The sequence below is a fragment of the Bradyrhizobium lablabi genome (genome assembly GCF_900141755.1).
Taxonomy (GTDB): domain Bacteria; phylum Pseudomonadota; class Alphaproteobacteria; order Rhizobiales; family Xanthobacteraceae; genus Bradyrhizobium; species Bradyrhizobium lablabi_A.
Map to the genome: position 1 here is coordinate 6,994,744 of NZ_LT670844.1, position 12,013 is coordinate 7,006,756.

Sequence of the window (12,013 nt, forward strand, 5' to 3'; positions counted from 1 at the left end):
ATGTTGCGACACAGCTTCGTTGCGACACAGCTTCGTTGCGACACAGCTTCGTTGCGACACAGCTTCGTTACGACACAGCTTCGCGATCTCGCCGCGTGTTTTGCGCGAGGTTTGCTCTGAACATTCCGCCCTCTCAATGAAGAGGGCGCAGGGAATGCCGGGCGCCCGATGCGCCCGCAGCCGCGCGTGTAGTGTAGTAAACACGCGCGTTAGTCACCACGGTCACACCGGAACAACCCGGCATTCCCCGCGCAATGGTTTACGGCTTATATCGTGCTCTCCCCGGTGAGCCGGGCTTTCTTGCCACCGTCATCGGCGAAATTGCTTCCGCCAACTTGACACCAGCGTCGGGGTGTCAGGACCACACGACTTCGCCGTCCGCTTAGGCGCTGTTCGTCAATAGCGCCACCGCGTCCACCGCATCCCGCCGCCCACGTCCGTGACGATCGCGAAACGCCCCTCGAAAGGAGGCGGGACGGAATTGCTATAGTCCTGTTTCTACCCTGCCGTCAAGAACAATTTCGGAATTTCAGAAATTATTTAAGGTAGCTTGCGCTGGAAGGATTTACGCGTCGACCAGCGAGACGATCGCCTCCCGGATCCAGCGTTGGCCGCTGTGTCCGTGACTGCGTTCGTGCCACACCATCCCCACGGCGAACCCTTCCACGGGGAACGGACAGTCCATCAATTTGAGTTTGGCGGCACGGTCACGTACCAGCCGTTCCGGGACCAGGGCCACAAAGTCCGAGTGCGACACGATCTCGGGAACGAACAAGAATGAAGCTGCCGACAGCACCACATTGCGCCGATGTCCGAGCGCAGCGAGAGCGTCGTCCACCGGGGTCACGAAGCCACCGTCGCCAAGGGACACAATCACATGCTCCAGCTGCGCAAATTCCCTGACCGTGATCCCATCTCGTAGTCGCGGATGATTGCGGCGGCCGATGAGCACATAGTGCTCGTCGAACAGATGCCTGGTACGAAGACCGGGCGGCGCGGCTTGCGGCGTCATCAGCGCCAAGTCGACATCACCGCGGGCCATCTGTGCATCCAATTGCGCCATGTCCAGATTGCGCAGCGCCACACGCACTCCTGGCGCCCGCGTCCTGAGTTTCAAGATGAGCGGCTTGACCACCGCTGCCTGCAGATAGTCCGTGCAGGCGATGGCGACGGTTAGCTTGGCCTTGGCAGCGTCGAAGTTCCTGTGTCTGGCGACCGCGCCGCGAACCTGGTCGAGCGCCTGGCGCAACGGGTCGAGCAACTCCAGCGCCTTGGCGGTCGGCGTCATCCCCCGCTGTGCGGGAATTAGCAGGGGGTCATCGAACTCATGCCTGAGACGGTTCAGTTGCGCACTCACCGCCGGTTGGCTGAGGTGCAGGCGGGTGGCCGCCTTCGTCACGTTCTGCTCGACCAGCAACGTCTCCAGTGTGACCAGCAGATTGAGGTCGAGCCGCTTGCTATCCATGGAATGGATAGTAGCCGAACATTTCCATGATTTCAAATATAGCTCAGAGGAGCGCAGACTTCCGAAAGTCGACCTTCGCCCGCTCACCGCTTGCTTGGCCTTCTTGGTCGCGGCGCGGGCTTTCGCCCCCAAGACCAGGAGAACCAGCATGATCCAAACCGATATCTCCAAACCTTTGATCACCGTTGTCGGTGCCGCGAGCAAGCAAGGGCGCAGTGTCGCCGGGGCCTTGCTCGACAGCGGGCGCTACCGGGTGCGCGCCTTAACCCGGCGCCGCGATAGCCAGCCCGCGCAGGACTTGGCGCGGAGGGGCGCCGAAGTCTTGGTCGTGCCCTTGATGCCCGGCATGCAGGTCGAGCTAAGCGCGGCCATGCGCGGCTCGGCTGGGGCGTTCCTGATGACGCCGCCGATCGCCAAGGTGCCACCTGAGGAACCTGAACTTATCCTCGGCCAGGAGTTGGCCAATGCGGCGGTGTCGGCCGGCGTCGAGCACGTGGTTTTCAGCGGGCTCGAAAATGTCGAAGCGCGCACCGGCGGCACCAAATGGGCGCCGCACTTCACCGACAAGGCGAAGGTGGAGGCCTACATTCGCAGCCTGCCCATTCGCAGCTCGTTCGTGTACCCGGCTTTTTTCTACACCAACATCCTGGAATATTATGTGCCGCAACGCGGGGCCGACGGCCTGACGTTTGCCATATACTTGCCGCCGCACGTCCCCAATCCGTTCTGCGATCCGCTCACCGCCACCGGACCGGCGGTGCGCGAGATGTTCGATCACCCGACGCAATACGCCGGCCAAAGCCTGCCGGTGATCGGCGAGGTTCTCACGGCGCAAGACATGGTGGACACGTTCGTACGCGTCACCGGGCAGCGGGCGCACTACGCCTCTGCCTACGGGCGTGAAGACTTGTTGCGCCATTTTCCAAATTTTGGCGCCGACGAGCATTTCGTGCGCGAATTGGTGGGCATGGTCGAATATGCCGTCGAATATGGCTATTACGCCCCCGACCGCGACCTGACGTGGAGCAGGAAAATCGATCCACATGCAATGACCTGGGAGCAGTTCCTGAAGCGCAGCAATTGGCAAGGCGAGTTGCAGACTTTTGGCGCCGCTCCGGAGCTGGTGCCGACATGACGCCCAGAGCGTCAAGGCAGAGCGCCCGCGCCATCGATGCTATCCAGTCCGCGGATCCCGGCTTTCGCGCCAACGCGCGCCCGGAATGACGGGCTCCAACACAAAAATGACGGGCTTCAGCACAAAAAAGACGCGACGGGAAGGCTCCCGTCGCGTCCCAACTTTTGTAACTCGCTGGTCCAGGCGCCGAGAGCGCCCTGGTTGCGAAGCCTTAAGTCGGCTTAGCGGGCGATCCCAGCGAGGTGACAGCGCTTGGTGTAAGACACTGGATCACCTCCTTTCTTTGTTGATGGAAACCCCAATATAGACAAGGAATTGCCGTCTGTTAAGGGACGGGCGGATGAACGGTTGAGGCGGCCGTTCCGGCGTGTTAGGTGATCGCGGGCACGCGGGTGTAGCTCAATGGTAGAGCAGCAGCCTTCCAAGCTGAATACGAGGGTTCGATTCCCTTCACCCGCTCCAATTTTTCCAAGCACTTCCGGCATTATCAGTTTTCCATTCGGACAAGCGTACTCCTGCTCATTCGGACAAATGTCCGTCTTTTGTTCGCAGAGCGCGCCGCTTCTTGGCGATGGATTGGAATGAGAGTCTAATTTCTGGAGATAGTTAGAGGGCTGCGTGTGCACGATGTGTGCACTAGGAGATCAAAGAAAATCCAACGGCAGCCAACGTGAGCGACGTCGAACTGAACGCAATTCAGTGTGGTAGGCCGATGTTTCGAGAGGGCGTGAGCTCTTTAAGTAAGCTTCGGCGAAATCGATCTTTACCAACGCTGCTGCAATTCGCGGAATGCGTGGTTATGGAACGACCGCTTTTGGCGCAAAGCGGACATTGGCCAAAGCACCGAAGTCGCCTAAGTGCCGCCAGAAGCAGTTGTCGACTAAATCCAGACGACGACCTTGGGCGCACCGATAGCCCAGCTCTGGAGGCGGCTTTTCGGGCGGCCTCGAAAGCTCCGCCGGCTTGGGGTCGCCATTCACGGGGGAAGCCGCGCATGAAGAACCGGACGCCATATGTCCGCGATTGCGCCGCTCTATTCGGCAGCGGCTTGTGGCGATCGAGGCTCCGGATGATTGGCCAGTTGAGTTAGCTCGGCTTCCTCCAGCGTTTCCTTTTCAAGGAGACGTTGGGCCGTGCGATCGAGAACGGCGCGCCGTTCCTTGAGGAGATCGAGGGCGCGCTGGAATACTTTCTCCACAATGGCCCGTACCTCTTCATCAACGGTCGCTGCCGTTTTCTCGGCATAATCCCGTTCATGCGGAGGCGATGGAAGATCGCGGCCGGTCAGGAATGTGTACGGATCACGATCATAGGCGACGTTGCCGAGTTTGTCGGACATTCCGTAGCGTGTAACCATGCTGCGAGCGATGTCGGTGACACGTCGCAGGTCGTCTGCAGCACCTGTCGAAAGATGACCGAATACAATCAGCTCCGCGGCGCGACCACCGAGCGACACGGCCATCTTGTTCTCCAGTTCCTCGCGCGTCATCAAGAATCGGTCCTCCGTCGGACGCTGAATCGTATAGCCGAGCGCGCCGATGCCGCGCGGGATGATCGACACCTTGTGAACCGGGTCGACACCTGGCAGCGCAAGCGCCACGAGAGCATGGCCCATCTCGTGATAGGCGACGATCTCCCGCTCCTTGGGGTTGAGCAGCCTGTTTCTCTTTTCCAGACCCGCGACGATCCGTTCGACAGCGTTGCCGAAGTCCGCCATCGATGTGGCATTTGCGCTTCGCCTCGTCGCCAGCAGCGCCGCTTCGTTGACGAGATTAGCGAGGTCGGCGCCGGAAAAGCCCGGCGTCAGTGCAGCCACCTTGTCGGCATCGACGTCGGCTGCAATTTTCACCTTCTTCATGTGAACCTGCAGGATCTGCACGCGGCCCTTCTTGTCGGGCCGGTCCACCAGTACCTGGCGGTCGAACCGGCCGGCCCGCAGCAACGCGGGGTCGAGAATTTCAGGCCGGTTGGTGGCCGCCAGAATGACGAGCCCCGAACGCGAGTCGAAGCCGTCGAGCTCGACCAGGAGCTGATTGAGCGTTTGCTCCTTTTCGTCATGGCCTCCGGCATAGGGACCGATGCCGCGCGCCCGGCCGAGCGCGTCGAGTTCGTCGATAAAGATGATGGCGGGCGCCTTCTGGTGGGCTTGCTGGAACAGGTCGCGCACGCGCGCAGCACCTACGCCGACGAACATCTCGACGAATTCCGAGCCCGAGATAGAAAAGAACGGCACCTTCGCTTCACCGGCGACCGCCTTGGCCAACAGCGTCTTGCCGGTGCCGGGCGGGCCCACCAGCAACACGCCTTTCGGCATGCGGCCACCGAGCCGGCCGTAGTCTGCCGGGCTTTTCAGGAAGTCAACAACTTCTCGCAATTCGTCCTTGGCCTCGTCGACGCCGGCGACGTCTTCGAATGTGACACCGGTGTCGGCTTCGACATAAATCTTGGCCTTGCTTTTGCCGATCGACATCAGCCCGCCACCGAGGCCCTGTGATTCTGCGAACCGCTTGCCGAGATACCACCAGAGCCCCACGAACAAGAGCACGGGCATGACCCACGACAGCAGGTCGCGCAAGAACGTGCTCTCGATTTGGCCGGTGTAGCGGACCCCATACTTGTCGAGTTCGCCTGCGAATTCCGGATCGACCCTCGTCGTAACGAATTGCTTTTGTCCGCCGGGCAACGGCTCTTTCAGGGTTCCCTGAATGAAGCGGTCCGATACGCCGACCGTGGCTATCTTGCCTTCGTGCAACAAACGTTGAAAGTCGCTGTAGGGGATCGGCGCGATCTGGTTGGCAACCGAGACCGCGTACTGAATCATAAACACCAGAAAGATGGCAGCAATCGCGTATCCGACATTGAAGCGGGTTTGTTTCGTCATGGTCAGGCCTCCTGATTCCATCCCTGCAATTGCGACGAACGTCCTCAAGCAGTTCACGCCCGCCCCGCCTCCATTTCAGCGCGGCCCTGCCTCATGCTGCGCGGCCTTCACAATCCCGCGCCGTCACAGGCGTCCGTTGCGCGGACGTGCTGGCCTGCGTCTCGTCCAGATCGAACAGAGCGTCGATCACCTCGTCCAGACGCGAGGGATCGGTTTGCGGTTCGCCGTTGAAGAGAGCGAGCTCGATCAAATACGCATCCAGCGCCCACCGGCGGAGAACGTTTCGCTTCTGCACCGGCGACAGATCGCGGTCATGGAGCACATCCTGGGGACTTGCGTAACGCGCCGCAGGACCGCATGCCGGTCCGGGCGTGTTGTGCATGCCCTCGAGCCCGAGCGTTCGTTCGACCCATTCCAGGCGCCAAGGCCGCACGCCTGACCGAGACGAATTCGCATTGGCGGCGTTCAGGTTTGCAACCGGCCGTGCCTCGGGAGTGTCGGCACCTAGCAGATCGTCGGCACCTTGCAGAATGTAACGCAAACCCTGGCGCCGAGCGTAGGCAACGGCCGCGGCTGCCGACGGGAATGTCAACTCGACCTGCGATAATGTGTCATCGCAACCTGTCCATCCCATGAGCGGCTCGATTAAAGGACGAGAACGAGGCTCGAAGCGCAGTTTCCAATCGCGCGTGCGCGCTTTTCCCGAAGTCATGGCGGAGCGCGCCGGCTTGCAAATCAGAGCCAACGCATCATCGGGAAACACCGACCGGGTCGACGCAGCGCGAGCTGCACCATCCCGCTCCGTCCAGCATTCATGTGCGCTGTTCGTTTCCTGCAGCATCGTCGCCTCACGATCAAAAGACGAGGCGGGAGCCGGGTGGCTCCCGCGCATGGCCTTAACCTTGGCGCTTATTTGCCGTTGACCGCGATACGCTTCACCTTCTCCTGCGCCTTGGCCGACTTCGGCAAGGTCACGGTCAGCACGCCGCTCTTGAACGAGGCATTGACATTGTCCGCCTCGATATCGTCGACCGGGATGCGCCGCTCGAACCGGCCATAGTAGCGCTCGCTGAAGAGCCGGTCCTTGTCCTCAGTCTCGGCCCTCTTCTCGCCTTTGATGACGAGAACGCCGTTCGCGAGTTCGACGCCGACATCTTTCTCCTCAAGGCCGGGCAATTCCGCCGTGACCTTGACCTCCTTGTCGGTCTCACTGACCTCGATGTCCGGCCATCCGAGCGCGCGATCGAACAAGCGATCGGAGCCGAACGGCGCCACGTCGAAATCGCGGAAGACGTTATCGAACACGCGGTTCATTTCACGGTGCAGCTTCAGCAAGGGATTTGCTTTTTCGCCGCGGTGTACCGCAACGTTGCGGCCACGATTCCATGGGATGAGATCTCTGATAGTCATGGTTATTCCTCCTTTCTGGTTTCTGGAAAAGGGGTGCCGTGCGCGGCAGAGCCGCGCGCGGGAAATCCCAAACTCGACCGATCGGATTGCGGCCGGGCCGCTCCGATCAGGCCGCCTGGCTGTGCTCGATTTGCTGGAGATCGCTGCCAACGTCGGCGTTGATCGTAATCCGGCGCGGCTTCATGGCCTCCGGCAACTTGCGCATCAGCTCGATCTGCAGGAGCCCGTTTTCAAACGATGCGCCTGTCACCTCGACGTAATCGGCGAGGTTGAATTTGCGCCGAAACGGACGTCCCGAGATGCCCTGGAAGAGGTACTCGTGATCGCCGTTTTCTGTCTTACTCCCTTCCACGGTCAGAATGTTCTGCTCTGCCGTGACGGTGATCTCCTCCGGCTTGAAGCCGGCCAGAGCGAGCGAGATGCGATAGCGGTCCTCACCGACGCGTGCGATGTCGTAGGGCGGATAGTTGTCCTCGCCCTGCAGCCGGAACGAATCGTCGATGAAGTCGAACAGGCGATCGAAACCGATGGTCGACCGCCGGACGGGGGTGAGATCGAAGTCTCTCATAGCCATATCCTCCATTTGAGCAACATGGATACAAGGGGCGCCCAAAGAGCGGCCGCCCCGTTGGACTTTGCCGATCCCCGGATGGGCGATCGGCGAACCGGATTTAGGTGGCCTGCTTTTGTCGTCAAGAGGGGGGAATAACGATCGCGGCCGGAGACGGCTCAGTACCAAAAGCCGCTTCCCGTCGGACCCTCCTCGGGATCACCGCCGCGGTCCGGGGCTCGACGCCTGCGCTGCGGCTTCATCCCGCCGATGTCGTCGGCCTCGCCGTCGAGTTCCCGCAAGGCATCGATTATTTCATCAAACTTCACGACGCGACCGGAAACGGGGAGCTGCCGCAGCGCGGGCGTCGATTCGATGGCACAGGCGTCGGATGCCCATGACGACAGGATGGCTCGCTTTTCGGCTGTAGTAAGGGTGGCGTTCCCGACGACGTCACTGGGGTGCCGGAAATAGCGGGCTGGCTGAAGCAGCCGTTCGAGCTCGGCCCCGAGTGGCTCAGCTGCGGAAGCAGAGACGATCTTGTTCTGGTCGTTCGACATGGCAATGGCCTCGCGTTTTCTCCATCTCCTTTCCGAAGAGCGATATGGACCCGGAAGCTGTCACGAACCGACTTTCGCTCTCCGCAAGTGACAACGATTTAGTTCGGCGTCGCCCGCACGCAAGCCGTGCTCGGAACCACTTTGCCTGGGTCGCACTTCGGCAATCAATGTCCGTCAGGGTCAGAAACTGAGCTTATGGGAACGACCGGTAGTGGCGCAAAGCGGCCGTTCAGCCGAGCCCATAAGCCGGCCGATCATAAGCGATGAGCGCTGCACCTAGTGTTCGGCCATCCACCGCCGACCACCATGAGAGAAAGGGCTTTGCTCTTCGGCTATTTCCGCGGCATCGTGGGTGGCGCCGATCACTGGCGCACAGAGGTTTTGAATGTGAGCGGCAACGATGCGCTGCAGGCCGCATACCGCGGGTGCAAGCGGCGATCCAATTATTGGACACGGTCCGACACCGTCGCTTGTCTCGATTATGCCTCACTTTTGGCTCTCAAATGGTGCCCGGCTGGTCGACGAATCCTCGCAGGGGTAGGCGCCCTACGAGATGGTATTGGGGTCAGTGGCTTTTGGGGACTTGATGGCTTTCGATGCAGCAATCGCCGACGGGCTGTTGTCGCGCCGCCGCATGGGGTGGTCCGAGACGGCCGCGCTGGCTTTTGCGGCCCTCGCCTTGGTACTCGGCGCGGCTGCCTGGATTTCCGATTCCGATCAAGCCACAGCGCTGGCATCGGCGGCATTACCGCGAGCCCCGGATCGCATCTCCTTCGACGATCGTTTTTCTCCGCTCTCATCATCCGATTCGCCCGCCGGCGATCTTGCCTTGCAGCCGCCGGACCGTTTTGTCCAGGCTGCCGTCGAGTTGAGGTTCCGCTACGCCAAGGGCATGCTTGCCCGACAGTTGATGTCCCGGGACTGGCATACCGCCTTTGTCGATCAGGTCGGCCTTGATGAGGGCAAGAGCCATGAGAGCAAGATCGATGAGGCCAAGGCCGATGAGAGCAAGCCGCCGGCCCCGGCCGGCATTCCCTTGCCAAGGTCTCGTCCCGCTACGGCAGACCTGGAATCGCGTCCCGGATCGGCTTTGGCTCAGGCTGACAACACCGCTCGGCCGGACGATCGCACGCTCCTGCAAAAACTGTCGGACCTGCTGCCGGGACGCATCACGCTGGCCTCGCTCACGCCGGAAGGCGGGCTGTTTCGCCAGGGGCCGGGTCTGGCGTCTCTCGGCTACGACAAGCTCACCGCGATTTATGACATCTCGGCGCATGCAGTTTACCTGCCGAACGGCTTGAGCCTGGAGGCGCACTCGGGAATAGGCAGCCTGAAGGACGATCCCGAGCACGCTAACGTGCCGAACACCGGCGCGACCCCGCCGGCCGCCTATGAGCTGAAACCGCGCGAACGGCTGTTTCACGGTGTGCAGGCGCTGCGTATGATCCCCGCCGAGGGCAGCACCACGAACGGGCGTTCCGGGCTGCTCGCGCATAGCTACATGCTCGGCCCCAACGGCGATTCGAACGGCTGCGTATCGATCAGGAACTATGATCGATTCCTCAGAGCCTTCAACGACGGAGAGATCAATCGCCTCGTCGTCGTCCCGAGCCTGAGCAGCGCATTGCTGGCCGCTCAGCGCCTGAACACGCAGTTATGAGCGATGCATCCATTTCCGCAACGCCGCCGCGAACGACGTTTCAGATCAAGCTGAACGGGAAGACGGTATCGATCGCGACTGTGGGTCAGGCCTATCAGTTCCTGACGAATCTCAGTTCGATCGAGTGGACGGAATTCCGCTCGTTGCATGCCGACGCCATCAGTTGGCTTGAGTGCGCTGCCGATAATGCGATGTTGACCGTGCCTGCGACCAACGCGGTGCGCACGCTATTCGTAAGAGCGAACATGCTTTGAGGACCGGGAGTCCAGTAGTCACGCCCATCCACGTGGGCAAGCTCTGGCGACATGGATCTGCCTCGAGCGCTTGCTTTGACCGACCCTGTGATGCTTCGATCGCGCGCCTGAGCTAGTGCCCCGGCACCGGCGCAGGCGGGCGGATCATGGGCGTGACGAGCGAGTAGCAGGAGGCGACGGCTTCGCCGCGGCGTTCCGCGATCGCCCGCGCTGCGCGCTGTCGACGGATTCCAGATAAGAGGTGAGCGCCCAGGCCGAGCTGGAATTGCTCGCGTAGTGCTCTTGCAGGAACAAGAAGAGCGTGAGACGAAAGCGGCCCTTGGCAAGACCGCGTGCGCTGCGATGACATGTCGCACAACTATCCCCAAACAGCTTGGCGGCCGATTTGCCCTGATCGAGATTCTGGGCATGTGCGGCGCTGCCGATCAGTACCAAAAGTGCGCCAAGGGCGAGTAGACGGAACCAACGTTTCCGCAGCGACGTACGTTCCGACGCTAACTGCATGCCGCCGTTGTCCTTCGAACCGCGCCGGCATGTTGATCAACTGCCGACGCTCCAACCCTTAACCCAAGGCTTGGGTTAGGATCTAAGCGCGTCAAAAAGGCGGCGAAGCGTTCGGCGGAGATCAGACGGTGGCAACTTCAAGCGGGGAGGCATTGTCTCGCACTGCCAGACCGCGGTGCACGAGTCCGCTTCGGGCGAACTCGGACATTGCTTGACGCAGTCGGCATGTCTCAAACGTGCTAAACTCGGAAGATCACCTCGGCTGGGACAAGCACCGCCGAGGCATGGCTGATTGCCGGGTAGAAGTTGTCGTCATAGTCGAGCGCGTGTGCGGCGGTGCCGTTGACCATCGCCGCAATCGCTGCGGGTGCCCGGCCGCCGCCGATTACCGCGCTTTCGCCCGAAGCCGAAATCTGCGTGGCAACGGCGCGACGTACGGCTTGGGTCGAAAAGTCATCGACGCCGGCCGCCATGCAGCCGAGGGTATCGGCGATCGCGTCCATCGCGCGTCGGCGGGCGAGGCAGGAAAATGCGCTGGCCAACCGGCTCCACGCAGCGATTGTTTCGATAGCGCTGGTCCTCATGTATCTCCGGGAAGTGAACGCGAATGCTCGCGGTTACGGCTTGAGCGATCAGCGCGGAAAACTCGATGAGCGGCCTGGACGCACAGAGGTCTGATAGACCGAAATCCCGCCTCGGCAGTGGCCAACATCTGCGCGCGCTCGTATCGGGCGTCCTGCGCGATTCTCTCGGGGACGGCGCCACCTCCAGCATGATCGCGCTCGAAGCCAGGGAAAATTTCGTCGAGTGCCTTGCGGCCGCCAGCTAACAGACCGTGTATGCGCCGATCCTGCAGCAAGGGTGGCGCCATGAGGCCGGTGCCTTCGTATTAGAGATGACGATCCCCCGCAAGCGCTTGCCTGCTTCCGAGGCTGAATTTCAGCCTTTTCAGGCTCAGATGATGACAGTGCGAGATGACGACATGGTTTCAAAATACAATCATTAAATTACAAACGTAATATAAAAACGGGCCCGCGACGCGCCCCCGGGGGAGGGCAAGGAGAAATCCTCGTCCCTACCGCGACCATCGCTGTCTCGAATGAGCGTGTTTGTGCGGACAAAGTTGAGACCAAACTTGGCCGGAGCGTTCCTTCCCCCGAATCTGATGACCATGATTTATGCGGCGTCCCGCTCGCCGCCGGCTGTTGCCTCAAACGCGGTCTGTGCCGCCCTGACGACATCTGCGTACTCCGTGGTCCATTCGAAAAGCGCAGCGACCGGGCGCTCGAGCGTCCTGCCCAATTCCGTAAAGGCATATTCGACCCCCAGCCGTCCTGTCGTCAGCACTCTTCGCGTGACAAGGCCGCTCTTTTCCAGACGCCGCAGACATTGAGCGAGGCTCTTCTGCGAAAGGCCCGGAACGTCGCGGCGAATGGCATTGAATCGCCGCCGGTGGTCATGATCGCACAGCGATCCCAGGACATGGATCGTCCATTTGTCAGCAAGCAGATCGAGCAGCACTCGATCATCACGCGTCCGTTTTTCGCTGGAGGACATGACAGCGGTTACCTCAAGGAAACTAGGTTGAAATGCG

At 61.1% G+C, this 12,013-nt stretch carries 13 protein-coding genes and 1 tRNA gene; 5 read left to right on the plus strand and 9 right to left on the minus strand.

Annotated features, from left to right (window positions below; all coding sequences use genetic code 11):
* Positions 1-565: 565 nt before the first annotated feature.
* Positions 566-1,615 carry a LysR family transcriptional regulator gene (locus B5526_RS32520; RefSeq protein ID WP_349642751.1) on the minus strand — a complete coding sequence of 350 codons (1,050 nt, stop codon included), beginning with the start codon at positions 1,613-1,615 and terminating at the stop codon, positions 566-568.
* On the opposite strand from B5526_RS32520, the gene B5526_RS32525 reads away from it, so the two are divergent.
* Complete coding sequence (locus B5526_RS32525) at positions 1,614-2,600, plus strand: NmrA/HSCARG family protein (protein WP_079545725.1); 987 nt, start codon at positions 1,614-1,616, stop codon at positions 2,598-2,600. The two genes, B5526_RS32520 and B5526_RS32525, sit on opposite strands and share 2 nt — an antisense overlap.
* Before the next feature lie 388 nt (positions 2,601-2,988).
* Positions 2,989-3,062: transfer RNA gene (locus B5526_RS32530), tRNA-Gly, on the plus strand.
* Positions 3,063-3,633: 571 nt separating this feature from the next.
* Here B5526_RS32530 and ftsH read toward each other — a convergent pair.
* The 5 genes from ftsH to B5526_RS32555 all read right to left on the minus strand — a co-directional run bounded on the left by ftsH (position 3,634) and on the right by B5526_RS32555 (position 8,001).
* Positions 3,634-5,481: an ATP-dependent zinc metalloprotease FtsH gene (ftsH, locus tag B5526_RS32535; RefSeq protein ID WP_079545727.1), complete on the minus strand. Its 1,848-nt coding sequence runs from the start codon at positions 5,479-5,481 to the stop codon at positions 3,634-3,636.
* 91 nt (positions 5,482-5,572) lie between these two features.
* Positions 5,573-6,322: an NADH dehydrogenase ubiquinone Fe-S protein 4 gene (locus B5526_RS32540; RefSeq protein WP_079543799.1), complete on the minus strand. Its 750-nt coding sequence runs from the start codon at positions 6,320-6,322 to the stop codon at positions 5,573-5,575.
* A gap of 68 nt (positions 6,323-6,390) precedes the next feature.
* Positions 6,391-6,891 (minus strand): Hsp20/alpha crystallin family protein, encoded by a 501-nt coding sequence (locus B5526_RS32545; protein ID WP_079543800.1) that lies wholly within the window; start codon positions 6,889-6,891, stop codon positions 6,391-6,393.
* Between the two features lie 106 nt (positions 6,892-6,997).
* Complete coding sequence (locus tag B5526_RS32550) at positions 6,998-7,459, minus strand: Hsp20 family protein (RefSeq protein WP_079543801.1); 462 nt, start codon at positions 7,457-7,459, stop codon at positions 6,998-7,000.
* Positions 7,460-7,620: 161 nt separating this feature from the next.
* A complete protein-coding gene (locus B5526_RS32555) occupies positions 7,621-8,001 on the minus strand; it encodes a hypothetical protein (RefSeq protein WP_079543802.1) in 381 nt (126 codons plus the stop codon).
* Between the two features lie 619 nt (positions 8,002-8,620).
* Here B5526_RS32555 and B5526_RS32560 point away from each other — a divergent pair.
* Positions 8,621-9,661: a DUF2778 domain-containing protein gene (locus B5526_RS32560; protein WP_433994610.1), complete on the plus strand. Its 1,041-nt coding sequence runs from the start codon at positions 8,621-8,623 to the stop codon at positions 9,659-9,661.
* On the plus strand, positions 9,658-9,915 hold the full coding sequence (locus B5526_RS32565) for a hypothetical protein (protein WP_079543804.1): 258 nt from the start codon (positions 9,658-9,660) through the stop codon (positions 9,913-9,915). The genes B5526_RS32560 and B5526_RS32565 overlap by 4 nt, the downstream gene beginning before the upstream one ends.
* Positions 9,916-10,059: 144 nt before the next feature.
* Here B5526_RS32565 and B5526_RS32570 read toward each other — a convergent pair whose 3' ends face one another.
* Together B5526_RS32570 and B5526_RS32575 are read right to left on the minus strand one after the other, a co-directional pair.
* Positions 10,060-10,419 (minus strand): cytochrome C, encoded by a 360-nt coding sequence (locus B5526_RS32570; protein ID WP_079543805.1) that lies wholly within the window; start codon positions 10,417-10,419, stop codon positions 10,060-10,062.
* 239 nt (positions 10,420-10,658) lie between these two features.
* Positions 10,659-11,003, minus strand: a complete 345-nt coding sequence (locus B5526_RS32575; protein WP_079543806.1) for an MmgE/PrpD family protein — start codon at positions 11,001-11,003, stop codon at positions 10,659-10,661.
* A gap of 65 nt (positions 11,004-11,068) precedes the next feature.
* Here B5526_RS32575 and B5526_RS32580 point away from each other — a divergent pair, with 65 nt between their 5' ends.
* Positions 11,069-11,248, plus strand: a complete 180-nt coding sequence (locus B5526_RS32580; RefSeq protein WP_079543807.1) for a hypothetical protein — start codon at positions 11,069-11,071, stop codon at positions 11,246-11,248.
* Positions 11,249-11,595: 347 nt separating this feature from the next.
* On the opposite strand, the gene B5526_RS32585 is transcribed toward B5526_RS32580, so the two are convergent.
* Positions 11,596-11,976 carry a winged helix-turn-helix transcriptional regulator gene (locus tag B5526_RS32585; protein WP_079543808.1) on the minus strand — a complete coding sequence of 127 codons (381 nt, stop codon included), beginning with the start codon at positions 11,974-11,976 and terminating at the stop codon, positions 11,596-11,598.
* Between the last annotated feature and the right edge of the window lie 37 nt (positions 11,977-12,013).

Excerpts from the sequence above, each read along its gene's own strand:
- B5526_RS32550 (WP_079543801.1), bottom strand. The coding sequence starts at position 7,459 with ATGAGAGACTTCGATCTCACCCCCGTCCGGCGGTCGACCATCGGTTTC.
- B5526_RS32570 (WP_079543805.1), bottom strand. The coding sequence starts at position 10,419 with ATGCAGTTAGCGTCGGAACGTACGTCGCTGCGGAAACGTTGGTTCCGT.
- B5526_RS32575 (WP_079543806.1), bottom strand. The coding sequence starts at position 11,003 with ATGAGGACCAGCGCTATCGAAACAATCGCTGCGTGGAGCCGGTTGGCC.
- B5526_RS32525 (WP_079545725.1), top strand. The coding sequence starts at position 1,614 with ATGATCCAAACCGATATCTCCAAACCTTTGATCACCGTTGTCGGTGCC.
- B5526_RS32520 (WP_349642751.1), bottom strand. The coding sequence starts at position 1,615 with ATGCTGGTTCTCCTGGTCTTGGGGGCGAAAGCCCGCGCCGCGACCAAG.
- B5526_RS32585 (WP_079543808.1), bottom strand. The coding sequence starts at position 11,976 with ATGTCCTCCAGCGAAAAACGGACGCGTGATGATCGAGTGCTGCTCGAT.
- B5526_RS32540 (WP_079543799.1), bottom strand. The coding sequence starts at position 6,322 with ATGCTGCAGGAAACGAACAGCGCACATGAATGCTGGACGGAGCGGGAT.
- B5526_RS32555 (WP_079543802.1), bottom strand. The coding sequence starts at position 8,001 with ATGTCGAACGACCAGAACAAGATCGTCTCTGCTTCCGCAGCTGAGCCA.
- ftsH (WP_079545727.1), bottom strand. The coding sequence starts at position 5,481 with ATGACGAAACAAACCCGCTTCAATGTCGGATACGCGATTGCTGCCATC.
- B5526_RS32580 (WP_079543807.1), top strand. The coding sequence starts at position 11,069 with ATGAGCGGCCTGGACGCACAGAGGTCTGATAGACCGAAATCCCGCCTC.
- B5526_RS32545 (WP_079543800.1), bottom strand. The coding sequence starts at position 6,891 with ATGACTATCAGAGATCTCATCCCATGGAATCGTGGCCGCAACGTTGCG.
- B5526_RS32565 (WP_079543804.1), top strand. The coding sequence starts at position 9,658 with ATGAGCGATGCATCCATTTCCGCAACGCCGCCGCGAACGACGTTTCAG.